This is a genomic window from Halobacterium hubeiense (assembly GCF_001488575.1).
GTDB lineage: Archaea > Halobacteriota > Halobacteria > Halobacteriales > Halobacteriaceae > Halobacterium > Halobacterium hubeiense.
This window is the reverse complement of record NZ_LN831302.1, coordinates 1,003,679-1,024,380: the sequence shown is the minus strand read 5'-3', so window position 1 is coordinate 1,024,380 and position 20,702 is coordinate 1,003,679. Positions and strand designations below refer to the sequence as shown.

The following is a 20,702-nucleotide window of genomic DNA, read 5'->3' as shown; positions in this document are numbered from 1 at the left end:
GTCAGTACTTCGCCTGCCGCGCGGTGAGCCGGTACTGGTCGAGGACGCTCGTCAGCACGACGAATGCGCCGACGACGACGGTCACGACCGCGAACAGCCACCCGAACCAGTAGGCGATGGCAGCCAACTGGAGCGCTTCCGGCGTGACGACCACCGAGCGCGCGGCCAGCGCGAGCCCGAGCCACGCCGCGTAGAACACCGCGAGCTTCCACGCCACCGGGAGCCACGCGCCCACGTGGCGGTCCACGACCGCGTACGCCCTCCCCAGCCCGACAGGCTCCGTCTCCGCCGCGCCGCGAGTCTCAGTAATCCGAGTCATGGTATCCCTACACACCCGAATGGCTTATACTCTCGCCCCAGAATCGTGGAAATCGAACAATAATATGGCGTATGGTTAGGAGCCGTCGCGATCGTATCTCTTCATTCCGATGCGTGCCTGCCGCGCAACGACTGAATTGGTAAGTAGATATGCGGAGTTCCCGCGTTAACGACGAGGGTGAATAACGCGGGGAACCACGACAACTGGCAGAATGAAGACGACTGCAACGACTATCGCGAACACCGGGATTCCAGTAACGAAGTCTAATCGCTGGCGAATGACGTACAAGAGCCCGACAGCCAGTAACCCAACTAGCGAGGCGAGCGAATAGCGCATCTCACGCTGCCGGAACCAGATATAGCCGCTCAGGCTCAGCGCAATACCGGGGATAACGAATAGACCGGTGAAGATAATCGATAGCCCGCCGGCCATCCCAGTGTACTGCCACGGCCGAAACACGGCGAGACTGCCGACGATGCCCGTGACACCGACTACTCCGACAGCGAGCGCTGGAATCTGCTCGTACCGAATCTGACCGGGTGCGCGCCCCCGGGACCAGAACCAACCGGTTGCCACAAGCCCGATATTAATCAGGAGCAGCAGAGCCGTCGCTAACTCCGGGAGGTCGGCGTTTAGCGGCCCATATTCGGGCCACAGACCAACGATGGTGAGGAGGCTGCTAACGAGTCCCAGAATAATGAGTGACTCTTTTTCCGTCGTGGTCATGCGGACATAATTACCGCGAACCTGTAAATGTCTTGTCTGTACCTACCGGACGTTCATCTCCACTGAACAACGACCCCATCCGCCCCGACTGTCAGCGGAGCAGGCCGCGCAGGCGTTCTTCGCCGCAGACCTTCAGAATCGAGCCCAGAATCTCGGCGCCGCCCTCGAGGGGGTCGAGTTTCGTCTCGCCGAGGCGCTCGTCGTACTCGATGGGGACTTCGATGACGTCGTAGTCCCGACAGAGCGGGCGGATGAGCAGTTCCGCGGAGAGGCCGGTGTTCTGCGTCCAGTCGATGGCGTCGATGACGTCGCGGCGGTACGCGCGCATCCCCGTGGTGGTGTCGTGGACGCGCTCGCCGACGAACAGCGACGCGACGGCGGCGAACGTGGCGTTGCCGAGGCGGTTGACGGCGGGCATCTCGTCGGCGCCCCAGTAGAGACGGTCGCCGCTGACGACGTCGTAGCCCTCGTTGACGTAGTCGAGGAAGTCGGGGATGCGCTCCATTGGGTAGGTGTCGTCGCAGTCGGTCGTAATCACGACCTCGGTGTCGGCCTCGTACAGCGCCGAGCGGACGGCGACGCCGTAGCCCAGCGGCTCCTGTCGGACGACGCGGGCGCCGTGGTCGCGCGCGATTTCCGGCGTTCGGTCGTCGGAGCTATCGACGCAGACGACGCTCGCGCGGCCGTCCGTGACCTCGTCGATGTCTTCGAGAACGGTCTCGATTGCGGCTTCCTCGTTGTACGTCCCCATGACGACGGTGACGTCGTCGAGCGTGTACCGGCCGTCGGACTCTGACATGACCGGCAGTAGAACGCGGCGTTATTTTAGGCTTGCCAAAACCCCCGCCACCAACAAGTGATAAATAGGTTCACGTCGAAGGTCCGGCAGACCCGCGGTGCGCGGACAACAATGACAGGGGAAGGCACTGACGAACCGAGCGCCGACGAAGCCACAGTGCTGGTCGTCGACGACGAGGAAGGCCTCGCCGACCTCTACGCCATCTGGCTGCGCGACCGATACACCGTCGAGACCGCCTACGACGGCGAAGCCGCTCTCGACGCCCTCGACGAGGACGTCGACGCCGTCCTGCTGGACCGACAGATGCCCGGCGTCTCCGGCGACGACGTCCTCGACGCCATCCGGGAGCGCGGCCTCGACTGCCGCGTGGCGATGGTGACCGCCGTCGAACCCGAACTCGACATCGTCGACCTCGGCTTCGACGACTACCTCCGCAAGCCCGTCGACCGCGAGACGCTCCGCGAGACCGTCGACCGCCTGCTCCGCCGGTCGACGTACGACGACACCGTCCAGCAGTACTTCGCGGCCGCCCGCAAGCACGCGCTCCTCACGGAGTCGAACGACCCGAGCGTCACCGAGTCCGCGGAGTTCGAAGCGCTGGAAGGCCGCCTCGACGACCTCCGGAGCCGCCTCGACGACGTCGTCGAGGACTTCGACGAGGACGACTACGAAGTCCTGTTCCGCCGGCTCTCCGCCGATGACGAGTGACCGCGACCACCGGAGCGCCCTCCTCTCGTACGCCACCGAAGTCGCGAGTGCCGACGATGTCGACGAGGTCTTCGACGCGATGGCCGACGCCGCCGAAGCCGCCTTCGACTTCTCCTCCGCGGTCGTCGAAGCCGAAGCCGACGGCGTGCTCGCCGTGCGGTCGTGGAGCGGCCGCGCGCCGAGCGTCGACGGCATCCCCACCGACGAGGGCATCGCCGGGGAGACCTACCACACCGGCGAGGCGCAAATCGTCGCGGACATCCGCGAGGACCCGCGCGTCACGGCCCCGCCGGAGGGCGCGCCGCGGTCCGTTGTCAGCGTCCCCATCGGCGACATCGGCGTCTTCCAGGCGGGCATGGACGAGCCCGACGGCTTCGACGCGGACGACGTCGAACTCGCAGAGCTACTGGCTTCCCACGCCTATCAGGCCGTCCAACGCATCCGCTCGCAGCGCGACCTCCGGGAGAGCGAGGCGCGCTTCCGCGAGCTGTTCGAGCAGAACGACGACGCGCTCGTCCTCTACGACGTCACCAGCGACGGCGACACCGAGATTCGCCTCGTCAACGACGCGGCCGAGCGCGCCGTCGGCGCCGACGAGACCGACCTCCGAGGGGAGTCGCTGGCCGCGTGCTTCGACGCTCACTCCGAGCAGTTCGTCCCCGGGAACGGCGCAAAGACCTTCGAGACCGAGTTCGCCGACGACGACCGCGTCTTCGAGGTGACGGTCAAGCAGTTCCTCCACCAGGGCGGCCCCGACGCGTTCGCGGTCGTGGACGACGTCACCGAGCAGCGCCACCGCGAGCAGACCCTCACGGGGCTCCACGACGCCACCCGGCGGATGCTCGTGGAGGACGACCCCGACGACATCGCCGCGGTCGTCGCGGAAGCCGCCAACGACCTCCTCGGCCTCCCGTACGTCGGCGTGTTCTACGCCGCCGACGACGCCGAGGAGCTCCGGCCGGCGACCGTCTCCGACCCCGTGACCGGGGAGACGCCGCCGACGTTCGCGGCCGGCGAGAGCCTCGCGTGGGACGTCTACGAGTCCGGCGAACCCGCGACGTTCACGGACGTCCACGAGCAGTCGAACGTCCACAACCCCGAGACGGTCATCCGCGAGGAGATCATCCACCCGCTGGGCGACCACGGCGTCCTGCTCATCGGCGCGCCCGAGGCCGGGAGCTTCGACGGCACGGACCACGACCTCGTGCGCGTGCTCGCAACGAACGCCGAGGCCGCCCTCGACCGCGCCGAGCGCGTCCGCCAGCTCCGCCGCCGCGAAGCCGACCTGCGGCGCGAACACAGCCGGCTCGCGGCGCTGTTCGAGAACGTCCCCAGCCCCACGGCGAGCTTCGTCGTGGAGGACGACGACCCCATCGTGCGCGCGGTCAACCCCGCCTTCGAGGAGGTGTTCGGCTACAGCGAGGAGGAACTCGTCGGCGAGAACATCGACGAGTACATCATCCCCGCCGACCACCACGAGGAGGCCGACGAGTACAACCAGAAGCTCGTGGACGGACAGAACATCAACGTCGAGGTGCGCCGCGAGACCGCCGACGGCCCGCGGGACTTCCTGCTGGACGTGGTGCCGTTCCGCCTCGACGAGCCGAACATCCACGGCTACGCGATGTACACGGACATCACCGACCGGAAGGAACACGAGCGCGAGCTCGAACGCCAGAACGACCGCTTGGAGGAGTTCGCGAGCATCGTCAGCCACGACCTCCGCAACCCCCTGAACGTCGCCCGCGGCTACCTCGAACTCGCCGAGGAGACCGGCGATGACGAGTACTTCCAGCGCATGGGCGAGTCGCTGGACCGCATGCACGAGATCATCGAGAGCGTGCTCGCGCTCGCGCGCCACGGCCGCAGCCTCGACGACGTCCGCGAGCGCTCGCTGTCGGACGCCGCCGCGGACGCGTGGCGGAACGTCGACACCGCCGACGCGACGCTGGACGTCGCGGGCGACCGCGCGCTGCGGGCGGACGTCGCGCGGTTCACTTCGCTGTTGGAGAACCTGTTCCGGAACGCCGTCGAGCACGGCGGCGAGGACGTCACCGTCTCCGTCGGCCCACTGGACGGCGACGACGGCTTCTACGTCGAGGACGACGGTTGCGGCATCGCCGCGGAGCGCCGCGAGGGCGTCTTCGAGTACGGCGCGTCGGGCGACGACGACGGCACCGGGTTCGGGCTCGCCATCGTCAAGAGCATCGCGGACGCGCACGGCTGGACGGTGGAGGTAACGGACAGCGCCGAGGGCGGCGCGCGCTTCGAGTTCCGGACGTAGGCGGTCACCAGCCGACGCCCCGAAAGCACGTAGCGTACGTCGGCACGTACAGTACGGCAGTACATTCATTACTTCGGCACGCGAACTTCGCGGTATGCCGGTGAGCATCGAGGACTTCGAGTCCGACGACCTGCCGCGGGGGCCCAGCGTCCCCGAGCAGGTGGTCTCGTTCCTCCTCGCGAACGACGACCAAGCGTTCACGCGCTCGGAGATAGCGACGGCGCTCGGCGAGGACGCGAACACGGTCGGGACCGCGCTCTCGCGGCTCAAGGATCGCGAGCTCGTCCGACACAAGGGCGCGTACTGGGCAATCACCGCCGACCGCGACCGCGTCGCCGCCGCGTACGACCTCCACGCCGCCGGCGAGCGACTCGACGACGAAGACGGCGGCATCGACGCCGACGACTGGAATGCCGCTGCGCCCGACGAACGCCACCCCAGCGAGCGCGACGACGGAGCGTGACCGTGCAGCCCGACCGGGGCGACGTGGTCCGGAGCGCCGACCCGTTCAAACTCGGCGAGGACCGGCAGCGACCGTGGCTCGTCGTCAACAACGACGGCCACCCGTTCGGCGACGAGCAGTGCGTCGCCGTCGCCGTCTCGACGAAATCCTACGATGAGTCGCTGGCGCTCGCCGACGGCGTCTGGGAGGTCGGCGGCGTCCCGCGCGAGTCGTTCGTCTCGCCGTGGGCCGTCCACTCGCCGCGCCACGAGGACCTCGTCGCGTGGCAGGGGCGCGTCACGGACGCGTTCGTCGACCGCGTCGTCAAAGAACTGACCGCGTATCTCCGGTAGCAGACGCGCGTTCTCCCGCTCGAATCAGGTCACCTGTTCCTCGCTCTCGCCGTACGCGAGGTGGGCGTCGGCGTCCAGAATGTCGCGAATCTCATCGACGGCGAGCCAGACGTCCTCGAAGCCGACGAAGTAGGGGGAGGGCGCGACGCGGACGACGTTCGGCGGGCGGAAGTCCACGACGACGCCGCGGTCGCGGAGCGCGCGGCTGAGCTTCCCGGCGTCGGGGTGTTCGACGGCGACGTGGCCGCCGCGCCGGTCGGCCTCCCGGGGCGTCCCGACCGCGCACTCGGGGAGGCGTTCGTCCACGAGGCTGATGAGGTACCGCGTCAACGCCACGGAGCGCTCGCACAAGGAGTCCACGCCGGCGGCTTCGGTGACGTCGAGCGAGCCGAACAGCGGGGCGGCGGCGAAGACGGACACGGTCCCGATTTGGAAGGCGGCGGCGCCCCGCGCGGGGTCGAACTCGGGTTCGAGGTCGAACTGCGTGTCGTCGGCGTTCCCCCACCAGCCCGCCATCGCGGGCGGGAGGTCGAAGTGCTCCTCGCGGACGTAGAGGCCGCCGATGGCGCCGGGGCCAGCGTTGAGGTACTTGTAACTGCACCACACCGCGAAGTCCACGCCGTCGAAGTGGAGGTCGTGGTCGACGACGCCCACGGAGTGCGCGAGGTCGAAGCCCGCGAACGCGTCGTGGTCGTGGGCGATGTCGGTGATGGCTTCGACGTCGAGCAACTGGCCGCTCCGGTACAGCACCGACGGCATGAACACGATGGCGGTGTCGTCGCTGACAGCGTCCGCGATTGCGTCCGGCTCGATTGTGCGGCCGTCGTCGCTCTCCACGACGACGAGGTGGTCGTCGGGGTCGAGGCCGCGCGCTCGCAGCTGGGAGCGAATCGCGTAGTGGTCCGTCGGGAAGTCCAGTTCGTTGACGACGACCTCGGTGCCGTCGGCGGCGTCGATGAACGTCCCGACGAGCGCGTGGATGTTGACCGTCGTGGAGTTGGCGGCGACGCACTCCGCGGGCTTCGCGCCGACGACGTCGGCGAGCCGGTCGCCGAGGCGCTCGCCGTACTCGAACCACGGCGGGTCGGCCTCCGTCCACCCCTCGATGCCCAGTTCCCTCCACTGGTCGAGGGCGCGCTCCAGCGCGTGCGCGGCGTCCTGCCCGTGGACGCCGAGGCTGTTCCCGTCCATGTAGACGGCGTCCTCGGGCACGGAGAACCGCTCGCGGAGCCCGGTCAGCGACGACTCGGCGTCCCGCATCCGGGCGGCCGCCCGCGACGCGTCGAAATCGTCCATGTCTGGTCGTTCGCGTCGAGACTCATGTACGTTCTGTCGGCGCGCCGCGGCGAGGGTTCCGCGCGCCAAGCCCCAGTATCAGCGCCCTTAGTGTCGAAATTGTACCACGCTGGTTATCGGACGTAAGAACGCCGCAGAAGGTTTAACTACCGGGTCCGGCGTTCCCGGGAGCATGGCTGATGTCAGAGGCCGATTCGGTGCGGAGAGCGCAAGTACTGCCAGAAATTCGCGGGGGCGGCCGCCGACGACCAGCGAGCGTGAGCGGCCATGAAGATTCGAACGAAGCTCATCGCGCTGTGTCTGGTCATCTCGCTGGTGCCGGTGTCCGCGGTCGGCGTCACCGGCCTCCAGAACATGGAGTCGGTCGGCTCGTACGCCCAACAGGAGAGCACCACGCAGCTCGAAGACCAGATAACGGGCGAACTGAACGGGACTGTCCACTCCCGGCAGGCGGAGTTCCAGAACCTGCTGAACGTGCGGAGCGTCGACGCCCGGTCGCTGTCGGAGTCGACGCCCGTGCAGAACTACGAGGCCGCGAACGCCGGGGAGATGGAGCTCATACGCGAGCAGAGCCAGCGGCAGGTCGGCTACGTCGCGCTCCAGATGCACTCCACCGTCGAAACCACCAAACAGCAGCTGCTCGACGACCAGTACGACGGGCAGTCGTGGGGGGCGCTCAGCGCGAGCGAACAGCAGGCCGTCAAGGACGAGGTCGAGCAGCGCCTGTTCGGCACTAGCGGCGACTTCACGCAGTCCAGCGGGACGCTCGCCGAGGCGATGCAGCCGGGGTACATCGGCGACACCGGCTACGCGTACGTCACCGACCTCGACTCGCGAGTCGTCGCCCACCACAGCCTCGAAGACGGCTACAGCCTCCGCGAGGACGCCGGGCTGACGGTCTTCGACGACATCGGATCCACCGTCGAGTCCGACGAGGCCATCCGCAACGGCGAGGAGTGGGGCGTCGCCGAGTACGGCTGGGAGGACACCACCCAAGCGGGCAACCCCGTCGAGCAGAAGTTCATCGCGTACACGTACCACGAGGACTTCGACTGGGTGCTCGCGCCGAACGTCTACTACTACGAGCTCCAGACCAGCGCCGTCGCTGACGCTCGCGACGGCATCCGGGACTCGTTCCGCAGCTACATGGAGAGCCGCACCGTCACCGTCGGCGACGAGGAGCGGCCCGCCTACGACGAGATCGTGCTGACCGACGACACCGGCGACGGCGTCGTCCGCGCGCACCGGACCGCCGACGGGACGGTCGCCACCGAGACCGTGAAGGACACGTCCTACGCGGACACCGACTGGTACGCCGAGACGGAGTCGCTCCCGAACGGCGAGGTCCACGTCAGCGACGTGCAGACCGTCGACGGCGAACAGGTGGTGTACATCGCGACGCCCGTCTACTACGACGGCGAGGTCGCGGGCGTGGTGTCGCTGCGCTTCGACTACAGCATCATCTCGGACATCGCGACCGACATCACGGTCGGGGACTCCGGCTACCTGAGCGTCGTCGCCGGCGACGGCACGGTCCTCAGCCACCCCAACGAGTCGGTCGTCGCCTCCGGCGCGTCCATCACCAGCGAGTCCTACGGCGGGACGCTCGCGGGCGACGCGGCGAACACCGTCCTCGCCGGGGACACCGGCCTGCGGACGTTCGAGCGCACGGCCGCGGACGGCTCGACCGAGCGCTTCTACGCGGCGTACGCGCCGCTGGAGTTCGGCGACAGGCAGTTGGCGCTGCTCGGGACCGTCCCGGCGACGGACGTGACCGGGCCGGCGGACGCCCTCGCGGCGGCCGTCGACAGCCGCACGACGGACGCGCGCAACCTCCTGTTGTTGCTCGTCGCGGTCGTCATCGTCGCCGTCGTGGCGCTCGGCTACTACGCCGCGCGGTACTTCTCGCGGCCCATCGAGGCGGTCCGCGACCAGGCTACGGCGCTCTCGCAGGGGCGCTTCGAGGACGGCACCGACGTGGACGCGCCCGACGACGAAATCGGCGAGCTCGTGGACGCGTTCGAGGACATGCGGCGGAATCTCCGCCGGCAGGTCGCCCAGCTCCGGGACGTCAGCACGGGGCTCGAACAGGGCGAACTCGACCAGGACGTGGACACGGACCTCCCCGGCGAGTTCGGCGCCATCATGACCGAACTCGACGGCGGCATCGACCGCCTGCAGGTGGGATTCGACGAGATTCGCGCGACCAGCGGGCGGATTCGGGAGGGCGACCTCGACAGCGACGTCGACACCGACCTCCCCGGCGAGTACGGCGCGGTCCTGACGGACCTCGACGCGGGCGTCCAGCAGCTCTCGGGGAGCTTCGACCAGCTCGGCGAGGTCAGCCGCCAGCTCCGCGAGGGCGACCTCGACCAGGACATCGACACCGACCTCCCGGGTCAGTACGGCGAGGTGATGGTCGACCTCGAGGCCGGCGTCGAGGAGCTCGAAGCCAGCCTCGCGGAGGTCCGCGAGGTCGCCGAGAAGTTCGCGGAGCTGAGCGACGAGACCGCCGCCAGCGCCGAGGAGATCAAGTCCGCGAGCCAGGAGACCGCGCAGGCCGTCGAGCAGATTGCCAGCGGCGCCGACCAGCAGACCGAGCAGCTGCAGTCGGTCTCCCACGAGATGAACGACCTCTCGGCGACCATCGAGGAAGTGGCGTCGTCCTCCGAGGACGTCGTCGCGACCGCCAACGAGGCCGTCGAGCTGGCCGACCGCGGCCGCGACCACGCCGCCGACGCCACCGACGAGATTTCGGCCATCGAGTCGGAGGCCGACGAGGCGGTCCAGCAGGTCGAGGAGTTAGACGACCAGATCGAGGAGATCAACGAGATCGTCGGACTCATCACGGACATCGCCGAGCAGACGAACCTGCTGGCGCTGAACGCGTCCATCGAGGCCGCGCGCGCCGGCGAGGCCGGCGAGGGCTTCGCGGTGGTCGCGAACGAAATCAAGACGCTGGCCGCGGAGGCCGGCGACGCCACCGACGAGGTAGAGGCGCTCATCGACGAGATTCAGGACAGCACCGACGCCACCGTCGAGGACATGCAGTCGATGCAACACCGCGTGGAGACGGGCTCGGAGACCATCGCGGGCGCAATCGAGATGTTCGACGACATCGCGGAGGCCGTGACGGACGCGGGCCGCGGCGTCGAGGAGATTTCGGACGCGACCGAGGACCAGGCGGTCTCCACGGAGGAGGTCGTCGCGATGGTCGACGAGGTCTCCAGCGTCAGCGAGGAGTCCGCCGCCGAGGCGAGCAACGTCTCCGCCGCCACCGAGGAGCAGACCGCCGCCATCGACGAGGTGACGACGAACATCCAGAACGTCTCGCAGTCCGCGCAGTCGCTGCAGACGCTGGTCGCGCAGTTCGACGTCGCCGACGACGCGGGGACGGCCGGCGAGAGCTACGAGCCGTCCGAGCGGGAGTTCGACTTCGACGCGGACGGCGCCGACCAGGGGGCGGCGACCGACGGCGGGAACGCCGACGCCGACCCGGCGGACGACTAGCCGCGCTCCTCGGTTTTCTGCGAGCCGAACGTTCACGTCGCCGCGGCGCGACGACCGAGCCGTGACCGCACTCGACCCCGAACTCGCCGCGGCAATCGAGGCAATCGAGGCCGCCGGCGTCCCCGAGTGGCACCGGCTCTCGGTCGCGAGCGCGCGCCGCGTCGAGGACGACGTGTTCACGCCCGACGAGCGCCGCGACGTGGCGTTCGTCCGCGACCTCTCCTTGTCGGGACCGGGCGGCGACGTGCCCGTGCGAATCTACCACGACGACCCCGACCGGCCCGCGCCGATGGTGGTCTTCTACCACGGCGGCGGCTGGACGCTCGGGACGTTGGACTCCATCGGCGGCGTCTGCCGCGAACTCGCCGCTCGCGCGGGCTGTGTGGTCGTGAGCGTGGACTACCGGCTCGCGCCCGAGCACCCGTTCCCCGCGCCGCTCGACGACGCGTACGCCGCGTTGGAGTGGACCGTCGAGACCGCCGACGCGTTCGGCGGCGACCCGGAGCACGTCTCCGTCGCGGGGACGAGCGCGGGCGGCAACCTCGCGGCCGCCGTCGCGCTGCGCGCCCGGGACTTCGACGGCCCCGAGATTGCTGCCCAGCACCTCCTCTACCCGATGACCGACCGCGACACGACTCGACCGTCCTACGAGGAGCACGGCGACGGCCCGCTGCTGACGCGCGCGGCCGTCGAGTGGTTCTGGGAGCACTACTGTCGGAGCCCCGTGGACGCCGCGAACCCGTACGCCAGCGTCCTGCGCGCCGACCACGCCGACCTCCCGCCCGCGACGGTCGTCACCGCCGGCCACGACCCCCTCCGCGACGAGGGGCGCGCGTACGCGGACGCGCTCGACGACGCCGGAACGCCGGTCGAACACCGCCACTATCCGTCGATGGCCCACGGCTTCCTCAGCCTCGCCGACGACGTGGCGGTCGCCGACGACGCGCTCGACGCCGTGGCGGCGCGCGTCCGCTCGTCGTGACGAGTGCGCGCGGTTCGACGCACGTATCACCATCCGGCGGCGACCTCCATCCGAATGAGTCGCTACCGAACTGCGGGCAAGTATCTGTTGTTGGCTGCCATCTGGGGGACGGCGTTCATGGCGACGGACGTCGGCCTCGCGGACCTCCCCGCGGTCCCGTTCGCGGCCGTGCGCTTCGACGTCGCCGCCGTACTGCTGTTCGGTGCCGTCCTCGCGTCCGGCACCGACGTCCGACCGCGGACCCGCGACGACTACGTCTACGTGCTGGTCGGCGGCGCGCTCATGATCGGCGTCCACCACGCGTTCCTGTTCGCCGGCCAGCAGTACGTCGCCGGCGGCGTCGCCGCCGTCCTCCTCGGCCTTATCCCGGTGGTGACGCCCGCGCTCACGCGGCTGGTCGCCACCGACGAGGAGTTCACCGCCGCCACCGCGCTCGGCGTCGTGCTCGGGTTCGCGGGCGTCGTCGTCATCGCCGACCCCGACCCGTCGAACCTCGGCGACAGCGCGCTGGGGGTCGGGCTCGTGCTGGCATCCGCGCTCGCGTTCGCGCTCGCGGCCGTCCTCACGCACAGCCGCGACCCGTCGCTGCCGTTCCTCGCGACGCAGGCGTGGATGATGGCCGTCGGCGCGGTCGTCCTCCACGTCGCCGTGCTCGCGCTCCCCGGCCAGTCGTTCGCGGCCGCGACGTGGACGCCCTCGGCACTGGGCGCCATCGCGTACCTCGCCGCCGTCGCCGGCGCCGGCGGCTTCCTGCTGTACTTCGTGTTGCTGGACGAGCTGGGGCCGATAGAGATGAGCTTCATCGAGTACGTGATTCCCGTGTTCGCGGCGCTGGCGGGCTGGCTCGTGCTCGGGCAGGAAGTGACCGCGACGACCGCGACCGGGTTCGTGTTCATCCTCGCGGGCTTCCTCGCCGCGAAGTTCCGCGCCATCAGAACAGAGCTCCGGCGGGTCGCGGGCGAGACGCCGTCGCGGCCCGCGGACTAGTTCAGGCCGACCGTGGAGAGCCGGCGCGTGTACTGCCGCACGAGGTTCCCGTTCCCGTCGTAGAGGCGCACGCGGAACTGTTCGCGGTCCATCGTTGACTCGACGGCCGACGCCTCGACCGTGAACTCGAAGGGCGGGTCATCGACGGCGAGCAACTGCTCGCCCGCGCTCGTGACGACCACGCGCTCGACGCGCTCGGCGTTCGTCACCTCACACGCGACGGTCTCGCCGCCGGACTCGGTGGTACACGCCAACTCGGGCTGGGTGGCCGTCGCGCCGTCCCCGCCCATCGCGGACCCGAAGTCCACCGCCATCGCGCCCGCGGAGAACGTCCCCGCGACCGCGACGGCCGCGAGGAACACCACGAGCATCGCGGTCGGCAGGCGCTTCCCGACGCGCTGGCGCAACCCCGCGGAGCGCCGCCAGCGCAGCGCCAGCGGAATCACGACGAGGTGGTGAATCGGCCCGTAGACGAGCACGACGGCGCCGTACGCCATCGTGTAGTCGAGGACGCCCCAGTCCACGTACGACCCGAGGACGTTCGACCCCGCCCACAGGAAGCACCCGAGGAAGACGAGCGCGCCGCTCTTCAGCACGCGCCAGCTCACCGAGTTCGCGTAGTAGACGGTCTTGGCGGTGCGCCAGCCGCCGCGGACTGCGCTGGCGACGCCGGCGAGCACGGACGGCGACGTCTCGGTCTGGTTAGCCACTGTGCGTCACCCTGCGTAGACGTTGGCGGCTACGGCGGGTGGGGGTTGTCCCGAATATATTTGCCCGCGGTCAGGGACCGATTTCCCAGACCTGCGAGAGCAGGAACCAGTTCAGCGCGTACAGCACGACGAACACGCCGAAGAACACGAGCACGAGCACGAACGTCCCGCGCATGCTCTGGTCGTGGGGCGGGTCGGCGTCGCCGCTGCCCGGGGAGATGGCGCGGTCCTCGACGATGGGCGGCGTGAACTCGCCGCCGAAGAGGAGCGTGCCGACCGCGACGACGACGAACAGCGCGCCCGCGACGACCGAGAGGATGGCGGCCGCCCCGAACACCACGAAGAACGGCTCAGCCGGCGAGAAGTCGAACGCCGTCCCCGGGATGTCCATCACGGAGGGGTGGCGCCGCGGCACGCCGAACAGCAGGCCCAGATACATCATCATCAGGCAGACGACGGCCATCGCGCCGCCGTAGAAGAACGGCTGAATCGACGCGAGCCGGCTGGCGAACCAGTCGCGGCCGAACACCAGCCGGAGCACGTAGTACGCCAGCCCCATGAACGACAGCGTCGTGCCGAGGACGACGGTGGCGTGGAAGTGCCCGGGGACCGCGAGGTTGTTGTGCCAGCTCATGTTGAGCTGCATCTGCCCCATCATCACGCCCGTGATGCCGCCGAGGAACCCGAACAGGATGATCGAGAGAATCGTGGAGGAGAACCCGGGGTCCTTCCACGGCGCGGACCACAGCCAGCCGAACAGGCCGCCGCCAGCGCCCTTCCGGCGGCGGCCGGCCTCCAGCCCCGCGGGGATGGCGAACGCGTGAATCATCGACGCGACGACCGCGCCGTACGCCGCGTAGGACGTGTTCCACATCCGCCACGCCGAGGACAGCGCGGGGTCGGACATCAGGTGGTGGGCGGCGCCGAGATTGATGAAGAACAGGTAGAGCACGAACGCGACGCGGGAGACCTTCTCGGAGGCGACCTCCGCGCCGCCGATGACGTGGGTCATGAAGTACCAGACCGTGATCATCGCCAGCAGGTTGATCTGCTGGCTGCCGTGGCCGATGGTCCAGAACATCTGCCGGTACCACGCCGCGTCCAGGTGCTCGAAGAAGCCGATGCGCCAGAGGAACGCGGGCGTGAGCGCGGTGATGCCGCCGACCAGCGCCTCCAAGGCGATGACGCCCGTGATGAACGCGCCGAACGTGATGAGCGGCAGCGTCTTGGTCGGGTGCTCGCGCTTCTCGCGCCACAGCGTCACGAAGAACGGGACGGCGGCGACGAGCGCCCCGAGCAGGAACAACACGGCGCCCGCGAAGTACGGCGCCGGCGACGGCAGCGGCACGTACGACGTGTAGAACGGCGCCTGATTCGGGAGGTCGTAGGTGGCGATGCTGTAGACGGCGAGGCCGCCGCCCAGCAGCATGATGCCGTAGCCCGCCCACCCGAGCTTCGGGACGGAGAGCTTCCGCCCCAGGACGAACGGCCCGCCGACGTAGAGGATGGCGATCTCCATGAACACCATCCAGAACAGAATCATGAACCACGCGTGGAGGCTCGTGAACCGGTAGTACTTCCCGGGGCCGAGGAGGCCGATTGCCTCCCAGCGCGTGAGCGCGACCGTCAGCGCGAACGCGCCGCCGACCGCCAGCGACACGATGGCCGTGAGGCCGAACAGTTTCACGAGGTCCTCGGCGGACTTGTGAATCGTCAGTCCCGTGACGCCGCACTCCCGGAAGCCGTCGTCGTCGTAGTCGAACGTAGCTAACCCGAACATCTCAGACCACCTCCACGACGCCTTTCATCCCCATGCCGACGTGGGGCTCGCAGTAGTACTTGTAGACGCCCTGCTCGTCGAACGTCACCGAGTGGCTGTACCCCTCGTTCTCGAAGGACTCGACGCCCTGCCAGCCCGCGCCGTCGGGCTGGGACTCCACGAGGACGTTGTGGTTGTCCGACACCCACTCGAAGTTCACCGTCGTCCCCGAGGACACCTGCACGGCGGTCGGCGCGAACGCGTACGGCCCGCCGTTCCCCTCGGCGCCGACCTCCACGGTGACCTCGCTCTGGCCGGTGGCGTCGGTCGGCGACCCGCCGAAGCTGTCGGTCGCGCCGCCGCGCCCGTCGCTCGTGAACCAGCCGTCGTAGGCGGCGTTCGAGGAGTCCTCGCTACTACTGCCGGTCTCGACGGGCTCGTGGTCCCGCACGACGAACGTGCCGTGCATCGTGCGGTGGCCGACGCCGCAGAACTCGTTGCAGACGACGTGGTAGGTGCCCGTCTCGTCGAAGGACATCTCCACGACCCACTCGTAGCCCGGGAGAATCTGGAGCGAAATCTGCTTGCTGAGGTTGCCCTCCGGGCGCACGCCGAAGCCGTGCTGGACGTCGTAGGCGCCGAGGTGGAACTTGTACGTCTCGCCGGGCCGCAACACTACGGGGAGGCCGTCCCACGCCCACTGGAGCGCGCCGACGTAGACGTCGTTGCCGTCCGGCACGAGCAGCTCCTCGCCGTCGACTTCCAGCGTGCCCGCAGACTCCTTGAACGACTGGACTTTCTGCCGGAAGCGCTCGGTGCTCACCTCGTAGGTCTGTCCGGTCTGGTTCTGCTCGCCGACCTGCGTCCAGCCGAGCATCCAGCCGAACATCGACACCGCCCACGCGCCCGAGATGCCCAGCCAGATGGACTCCCGGCGGTTGACCTTCTGGTTCCACCAGTTCCCCTCGGGGGACTCCAGCGGCGAGTGTTCGTCGTCGCTCATCGAATCACCCCATGGGAACCGTGAAGATGTCGATTACACCCCACAACACGTACGAAATCACGAAGTAGAGGATTGCCGCGCCCGCCAGCAGCCACTCGCTGTCCAGTAGCTGCTGGGGCCACGGTGCGGTCCCGTCGTTCGTTTCGGCCGACATAGTGGGCCGTCGTGACGCTCCCCCGGTGGGTGTTGTCCCGAACTCGTTCGCCTCGGTTATCAGTGACTGGGGACGCGACCGCTCCGCCCGGCGGCGGGAGCGACAGTCAGGTCTGTGCCGCCAGCCAGTCCAGTTGCGCGTTCAGCTCCGTGCGGCGCTGGCGCTCGATGACCGTCGCGTCCAGCACGTCGCCGACCACGGGCACGTCGAGCGCGAACTCGGTGCGCGCCGTGACCTCGCACTCGTCGCCGTCGGCCCGCGGCTCGACGACGTACTCGGTCCACATCGACTTGAAGATGCCCTCGCGTTGCTCGTAGGCGAGCGCCGCGCCCTCCCGCTCGACGACGGCCAGCTCCAGCTCGATTTCCGCGGGACCGACCCGGTTCGCCACGCGAATCGCCTCGCCATCTACCTCCACGTCGTCGAAGCCCGCCGAGCGCACGAACCCCTCGACGTCCGCCATCGCGTCCCGGACGGCGTCGGGTGGAGCGGCGACGCGGCGCGTCTCCGTGACCTCGTTCATGGAATCGTCTTCGCAGGGCTGCCAAAAGCAGATTGTCCACGCTCCCAGCCCGCGGGAACGTCAGTCGTCGGCGGGCGCGTCCGCGTCCGCGAGCGTGCCGGCCGCGGCCTCGTCGGCGACCGGCCGCACGCGCACCGCGCACTGCTTGAAGTTCGGCTCGTCCGAGCGCGGGTCCGTCTCTGGGAGCGTCAGCGCGTTCGTCTCCGGGTGGTGAATCGGCAGCCACACCAGTCCTTCGGGCACCGCTTCGTCGACTTCCACGCGCACGGGGACGGTCGCACGGCGGGACTCCACGACCGCCTCGTCGGCGTCCGCCGGGACGTCGGCCTGCTCGATGGTCTCGGGGTTGACACGCGCGAGCGGGTTCGCGGGCGCATCCTCGCCCCGCGAGCGCACGCCCGTGTTGTAGCCGTCGGCTTCCCGCGCCGTCGTCAGCGTGAGCGGGTACGTCTCGTTCGTCGGCTCCGGGAGGCCCTCGTGGCGTCCGGTGGAGAAGCGCGCCTTCCCCGAGGGCGTCGGGAACGACCAGTCGCCGTCGTCGTAGTAGCGGTAGCCGCCCTGCGAGACGGCGTCCGGCGCCGGCCAGCGCACGGCTTGCTGTTCGTCGAGACGCGCGTAGCTGATGCCCGAGAGGTCCGCCTGCGTGCCCGCCGTCAGCGCCGCGAGCTCGTCGAAGACGTCCCGGGGGTCGGGGTCGCCGAGGAGCCCGGGGACCAGCAGCTCTCCAATCGTGGTGATGATGTCGAGGTCCGTCCGCACGTCGGGGACGAGGTCCGATGCCGGCCGAATCCGGGAGACGCGGCGCTCCATGTTCACCGCCGTCCCCGAGGACTCGCCCCACGTCGCCGCCGGCAACACGACGTCCGCCAGCTCCGTCGTCTCGGTGTGGAAGGCGTCCTGCGCGACGAGGAACGCGTCTTCGAGGTGCTCGCGCGCCGCGGAGGCGTCCGGCAGGCCCGCCGCGGGGTTCGTCGCGACCGTCCAGACCGCCTCGACTGGTCCGTCCCCGATTGCGTTCACGAGCCCCACGGGTCCCGGCCCGGGGTCGTCGGGGAGGCGTTCGACGGGAACATCCCACGCGTCCGCGACGACCCGCCGCTCGTCCGGGTCCGAGAACGACCGCATCCCCGGCCACGAGCCCTTCGAGGAGCACACGCGCGTCCCCATCGAGTTCGCCTGCCCGGTCAGCGAGAACGGCCCCGTGCCCGGCCCGAGGTTCCCAGTCGCGAGACAGAGGTCCACGAGCGCGCCCGCCGTCTCCGTTCCCTGCGTGCTCTGATTCACGCCCATCCCCCAGTAAACGAGCGTCTGTTCCCCGAACGCGTCCGCGAGCTTCTCGACAGTCTCCATATCGACGTCGGCGGTCGCGGCGGCTTCCTCCGGGTCCGGGAGGTCGCCGCGTAGCTCCTCGAAGCCCGTGGTCGCCTCCTCGACGAACTCCTCGTCGACGTCGCCGCGCTCGACGACGCGAGCCAGCACCGCCCGCGCGAGCGCGAGGTCCGTCCCCGGTTCGAGCGCGATGTGTTCGTCGGCGCCCTGGGCGGTCTTCGTGCCGACTGGGTCCACGACCACGAGTTCGCTGTCGTCGGCGGTCGCGCTCTCGGAAATCCAGCGGAACATCACCGGGTGGGCGACCGCCGGGTTCGCGCCCCAGACGACGTGCGTCTGCGCGTCCTCGATGTCGTCGTACGTGCACGGCGGCGCGTCGCTACCGAACGCGTCGTAGTACGCGGTGACGGCGCTCGCCATGCAGAGTGTGGTGTTGGCGTCGTAGTAGCGCGTCCCGAACCCGCCGCGGGCGAGCTTCCCGAGCGCGTACGCCGCCTCGTTGGTCTGCTGGCCGCTCCCCAGCACCGCGACGCTGTCGTGGTCGCGTTCGAGCGCGGCGCCGAACTCGTTGGCGATGCGCGAGAGCGCCACGTCCCACGTCGTCGGCTGGAGGTCGCCGTCCATCCGCACGAGCGGGCGCGTCAGCCACGTCCCGTCGGGGTCTTTCGTCTCCTCGACGCCCCGCGAGCACGCCAGCCCGCGGTTGACGGGGTGGGTGACGTCGCCGCGCACGGTCCCGATGCCGTAGCCGGCGTCCACGCGGTCGGTCAGGTGGCCGCAGCCGACCGCACACCGCATACACGTGGTCTGAACCGGCTCGCTCACGCGTCGTCCACCCCGGCCGAGCGGTCGGCGTTCGCCGGGAGCAGTTCGGGCGCGACGTCCATCGGCGCCGTCGAGGCCGCCGCGTCGTCAGTCATCGCTCTCGGTGGCCAGCGGCGTGCCGTCGGCGGCGGTCGGCGCCGGACTGTCCCCCTCCGCGAACGGGTACCACGACTGCTTGGCGTCGTAGAGGCAGGGGTCGGTGTACCCTTCGACCTCCTCGGGCTCCGCGAGTTCCACGATGGTCTCGTGGCCGGTCGCCTCCACCCACTCGCGGAACGTCTGCCCGTCCTCGCGGAGCGCTGCGAACGCCCGCACGAGGTTCGCAATCATCCCCGGAAGCTCGTCAGCGGGGACGCGCTGGCGCACCCAGTCGATGAACGTCGGCTCCTCGCCGACGCCGCCGCCGACGCCGACGTCCACGGCCTCGACCATCTCGCCGTCCTTGCGCGCGCGCATCCCCTGCAGACCGATGTCTGCGGTCATCGCCTGCCCGCAGTCCGCGGTGCACCCCGAGAAGTGCATCTTGATGCGGTCCACGTCGTCGGGCACCTCGACGTTGTCCCCGAGCCAGCGCAGCAGGCGCGCCATCCGCGCCTTCGTCTCCGTGAGCGCCAGCGAGCAGAACTCCGTGCCCGTACAGGCCATCGCGCCCTGCTCGAAGGGGTTGGGCTCGGGCTTGTGCTTGCCGAGCAGCGGCTCCGCGAGCAGGTCGTCGAGGTCGTCGTCCGCGACGTCCGTGATGATGGGGTTCTGCCGGCGCGTCAGCCGGACTTCCCCGCTGCCGTACTCGTCGGCGAGGTCCGCGAGTTCGATGGCTTCGTCGGCGCGCAGCCGACCGAGAGAGACGCTGATGCCGACGTAGTTCTGCCCGTCCTTCTGGTCGTAGACGCCGACGTGGTCGTGGGCGCCGCGCTCCGTGGGCTTGCCGGCGTTGTACGTGTACTCGCCGCGGAAGTCGGTGCCCGCGCGCTCCAGTTCGAAGTCCAGCCGGTCGTCGAGGGCGTCCCGAATCTCGTCGGTGCCCCACTCGTCGACGAAGAAGCGCCCGCGGTTCTTCGAGCGGTTCTCGCGGTTGCCCTCCTCGTGGTACAGTTCGACGAACGCGCGCACGGTGTCGTAGGCCTGCTCGCGCGTGACGAAGATGTCCAGCGGGCGGGCCTTGCGGGGCTCGCGGCCGCCGAGGCCGCCGCCGACGCGGACGTTGAAGCCGCGGACTTCTTCGCCGTCGACGAGCTTGTGCGCGGGTTCGAGGCCGACGTCGTTGAGCGCGTCCTGCGCGCAGCCCTGCCGGCAGCCCGTCACCGAGATGTTGAACTTCCGGGGCATGTTCGCGAGGTCGTCGTCGCCGCGGATGCCCTCCTGAATCTCGTCCAGCAGTTCGCGGCTCTCGACGTACTCGTCGGCCTTCCCGGCCACCGGACAGCCGGAGATGTTGCGCATCGTGTCCCCGCCCGCCGAGCGCGAGGAGACGCCGACGGCTTCGAGTTTCTCCCAGATCTCGGGGATGTCTTCGAGTTTCAGCCAGTGCAGTTGGATGGACTGGCGGGTCGTGAGGTCGATCCAGCCGTTCCCGAACTCGGGGTTCTCGGCGGGGCCCTGCGCGTAGTCGCGGGCGACCTCGCCGATGGCCCGCAGCTGGTCCGGTTCGAGGACGCCGCCGCAGTTGGTCAGCCGCATCATGAAGTAGCTCTCCTGGCCGCCGCGCTGGTGGAACACCCCCCAGAACTTGAACCGGGAGAACCACTTGTCGTGTTCGTCCTCGGGAATCGCCTCCCAGCCGCGCTCGGCGAACTCCTCGAGCTGTGCTCTGACTTCGTCCCCGTACTGCTCGGCCTTCCACTCCTCTTTCTTGTGTGCCATCGTGTGTTGTGTGCGTTTGGGCTCGTTTTTCGAATATATCCGAACGGTCGTCTCGTCTCGTACGGCTAATCAACTCTCTCGTCTAGATAATAAAGGTCAGCGTTGAAAACATCGAATTATTAAACTCTTATGC

At 69.2% G+C, this 20,702-nt stretch carries 18 protein-coding genes; 7 read left to right on the top strand and 11 right to left on the bottom strand.

The window, feature by feature from the left end; all coding sequences use genetic code 11:
- Position 1: 1 nt before the first annotated feature.
- The 3 genes from HHUB_RS05250 to HHUB_RS05240 form a co-directional block, all read right to left on the bottom strand.
- Entirely contained in the window at positions 2-319 is a 318-nt protein-coding gene (locus HHUB_RS05250; protein ID WP_059056538.1) for a hypothetical protein, read from the bottom strand.
- Positions 320-484: 165 nt separating this feature from the next.
- Positions 485-1,045 carry a hypothetical protein gene (locus tag HHUB_RS05245; RefSeq protein ID WP_238324015.1) on the bottom strand — a complete coding sequence of 187 codons (561 nt, stop codon included), beginning with the start codon at positions 1,043-1,045 and terminating at the stop codon, positions 485-487.
- Positions 1,046-1,136: 91 nt separating this feature from the next.
- Positions 1,137-1,844 carry a dolichyl-phosphate hexose transferase gene (locus HHUB_RS05240; RefSeq protein WP_059056537.1) on the bottom strand — a complete coding sequence of 236 codons (708 nt, stop codon included), beginning with the start codon at positions 1,842-1,844 and terminating at the stop codon, positions 1,137-1,139.
- 111 nt (positions 1,845-1,955) lie between these two features.
- Here HHUB_RS05240 and HHUB_RS05235 point away from each other — a divergent pair, with 111 nt between their 5' ends.
- The 4 genes from HHUB_RS05235 (at position 1,956) to HHUB_RS05220 (ending at position 5,631) form a co-directional block, all read left to right on the top strand.
- On the top strand, positions 1,956-2,552 hold the full coding sequence (locus HHUB_RS05235; RefSeq protein ID WP_059056536.1) for a response regulator: 597 nt from the start codon (positions 1,956-1,958) through the stop codon (positions 2,550-2,552).
- Entirely contained in the window at positions 2,542-4,836 is a 2,295-nt protein-coding gene (locus HHUB_RS05230; protein WP_059056535.1) for a GAF domain-containing protein, read from the top strand. The genes HHUB_RS05235 and HHUB_RS05230 overlap by 11 nt, the downstream gene beginning before the upstream one ends.
- 94 nt (positions 4,837-4,930) lie before the next feature.
- Positions 4,931-5,299 (top strand): hypothetical protein, encoded by a 369-nt coding sequence (locus HHUB_RS05225; RefSeq protein WP_059056534.1) that lies wholly within the window; start codon positions 4,931-4,933, stop codon positions 5,297-5,299.
- A 2-nt stretch (positions 5,300-5,301) separates the two neighbouring features.
- On the top strand, positions 5,302-5,631 hold the full coding sequence (locus HHUB_RS05220) for a hypothetical protein (RefSeq protein WP_059058208.1): 330 nt from the start codon (positions 5,302-5,304) through the stop codon (positions 5,629-5,631).
- A 24-nt stretch (positions 5,632-5,655) separates the two neighbouring features.
- Here the strand turns inward: HHUB_RS05220 and kynU are convergent, their stop codons facing one another.
- Positions 5,656-6,927: a kynureninase gene (kynU, locus tag HHUB_RS05215; protein WP_059056533.1), complete on the bottom strand. Its 1,272-nt coding sequence runs from the start codon at positions 6,925-6,927 to the stop codon at positions 5,656-5,658.
- A gap of 267 nt (positions 6,928-7,194) precedes the next feature.
- On the opposite strand from kynU, the gene HHUB_RS05210 reads away from it, so the two are divergent.
- The 3 genes from HHUB_RS05210 (at position 7,195) to HHUB_RS05200 (ending at position 12,406) form a co-directional block, all read left to right on the top strand.
- The gene (locus tag HHUB_RS05210) at positions 7,195-10,437 is read left to right on the top strand and encodes a methyl-accepting chemotaxis protein (RefSeq protein ID WP_059056532.1); all 3,243 of its coding nucleotides are present in this window, start codon (positions 7,195-7,197) and stop codon (positions 10,435-10,437) included.
- Positions 10,438-10,498: 61 nt separating this feature from the next.
- The gene (locus tag HHUB_RS05205; protein WP_059056531.1) at positions 10,499-11,419 is read left to right on the top strand and encodes an alpha/beta hydrolase; all 921 of its coding nucleotides are present in this window, start codon (positions 10,499-10,501) and stop codon (positions 11,417-11,419) included.
- A gap of 54 nt (positions 11,420-11,473) precedes the next feature.
- Positions 11,474-12,406, top strand: a complete 933-nt coding sequence (locus tag HHUB_RS05200; protein WP_059056530.1) for a DMT family transporter — start codon at positions 11,474-11,476, stop codon at positions 12,404-12,406.
- Here HHUB_RS05200 and HHUB_RS05195 read toward each other — a convergent pair.
- The 7 genes from HHUB_RS05195 to HHUB_RS05170 form a co-directional block, all read right to left on the bottom strand.
- The gene (locus tag HHUB_RS05195) at positions 12,403-13,116 is read right to left on the bottom strand and encodes a hypothetical protein (RefSeq protein ID WP_059056529.1); all 714 of its coding nucleotides are present in this window, start codon (positions 13,114-13,116) and stop codon (positions 12,403-12,405) included. The genes HHUB_RS05200 and HHUB_RS05195 overlap by 4 nt on opposite strands.
- A gap of 70 nt (positions 13,117-13,186) precedes the next feature.
- A complete protein-coding gene (locus HHUB_RS05190) occupies positions 13,187-14,896 on the bottom strand; it encodes a cytochrome c oxidase subunit I (protein WP_059056528.1) in 1,710 nt (569 codons plus the stop codon).
- Between the two features lies 1 nt (position 14,897).
- The gene (locus HHUB_RS17320; protein ID WP_238324013.1) at positions 14,898-15,878 is read right to left on the bottom strand and encodes a halocyanin domain-containing protein; all 981 of its coding nucleotides are present in this window, start codon (positions 15,876-15,878) and stop codon (positions 14,898-14,900) included.
- 4 nt (positions 15,879-15,882) lie between these two features.
- A complete protein-coding gene (locus HHUB_RS17035) occupies positions 15,883-16,032 on the bottom strand; it encodes a hypothetical protein (RefSeq protein ID WP_169793392.1) in 150 nt (49 codons plus the stop codon).
- Positions 16,033-16,138: 106 nt separating this feature from the next.
- A complete protein-coding gene (locus HHUB_RS05180; protein ID WP_059056527.1) occupies positions 16,139-16,555 on the bottom strand; it encodes an SRPBCC family protein in 417 nt (138 codons plus the stop codon).
- A 60-nt stretch (positions 16,556-16,615) separates the two neighbouring features.
- Positions 16,616-18,709 carry an assimilatory nitrate reductase NasA gene (gene nasA, locus HHUB_RS05175; protein WP_059056526.1) on the bottom strand — a complete coding sequence of 698 codons (2,094 nt, stop codon included), beginning with the start codon at positions 18,707-18,709 and terminating at the stop codon, positions 16,616-16,618.
- An 87-nt stretch (positions 18,710-18,796) separates the two neighbouring features.
- Positions 18,797-20,569, bottom strand: coding sequence for a nitrite/sulfite reductase (locus HHUB_RS05170; RefSeq protein ID WP_059056525.1), 1,773 nt, complete (start codon positions 20,567-20,569; stop codon positions 18,797-18,799).
- Positions 20,570-20,702 lie beyond the last annotated feature (133 nt).

What these genes read in the sequence shown, in the direction of transcription:
- HHUB_RS05230 (WP_059056535.1), top strand. Translation starts at nt 2,542, where the DNA reads ATGACGAGTGACCGCGACCACCGGAGCGCCCTCCTCTCGTACGCCACC.
- HHUB_RS17320 (WP_238324013.1), bottom strand. Translation starts at nt 15,878, where the DNA reads ATGAGCGACGACGAACACTCGCCGCTGGAGTCCCCCGAGGGGAACTGG.
- HHUB_RS05245 (WP_238324015.1), bottom strand. Translation starts at nt 1,045, where the DNA reads ATGACCACGACGGAAAAAGAGTCACTCATTATTCTGGGACTCGTTAGC.
- HHUB_RS05225 (WP_059056534.1), top strand. Translation starts at nt 4,931, where the DNA reads ATGCCGGTGAGCATCGAGGACTTCGAGTCCGACGACCTGCCGCGGGGG.
- HHUB_RS05210 (WP_059056532.1), top strand. Translation starts at nt 7,195, where the DNA reads ATGAAGATTCGAACGAAGCTCATCGCGCTGTGTCTGGTCATCTCGCTG.
- HHUB_RS05240 (WP_059056537.1), bottom strand. Translation starts at nt 1,844, where the DNA reads ATGTCAGAGTCCGACGGCCGGTACACGCTCGACGACGTCACCGTCGTC.
- HHUB_RS05250 (WP_059056538.1), bottom strand. Translation starts at nt 319, where the DNA reads ATGACTCGGATTACTGAGACTCGCGGCGCGGCGGAGACGGAGCCTGTC.
- HHUB_RS05180 (WP_059056527.1), bottom strand. Translation starts at nt 16,555, where the DNA reads ATGAACGAGGTCACGGAGACGCGCCGCGTCGCCGCTCCACCCGACGCC.
- HHUB_RS17035 (WP_169793392.1), bottom strand. Translation starts at nt 16,032, where the DNA reads ATGTCGGCCGAAACGAACGACGGGACCGCACCGTGGCCCCAGCAGCTA.
- HHUB_RS05190 (WP_059056528.1), bottom strand. Translation starts at nt 14,896, where the DNA reads ATGTTCGGGTTAGCTACGTTCGACTACGACGACGACGGCTTCCGGGAG.
- HHUB_RS05200 (WP_059056530.1), top strand. Translation starts at nt 11,474, where the DNA reads ATGAGTCGCTACCGAACTGCGGGCAAGTATCTGTTGTTGGCTGCCATC.
- kynU (WP_059056533.1), bottom strand. Translation starts at nt 6,927, where the DNA reads ATGGACGATTTCGACGCGTCGCGGGCGGCCGCCCGGATGCGGGACGCC.
- HHUB_RS05235 (WP_059056536.1), top strand. Translation starts at nt 1,956, where the DNA reads ATGACAGGGGAAGGCACTGACGAACCGAGCGCCGACGAAGCCACAGTG.
- HHUB_RS05170 (WP_059056525.1), bottom strand. Translation starts at nt 20,569, where the DNA reads ATGGCACACAAGAAAGAGGAGTGGAAGGCCGAGCAGTACGGGGACGAA.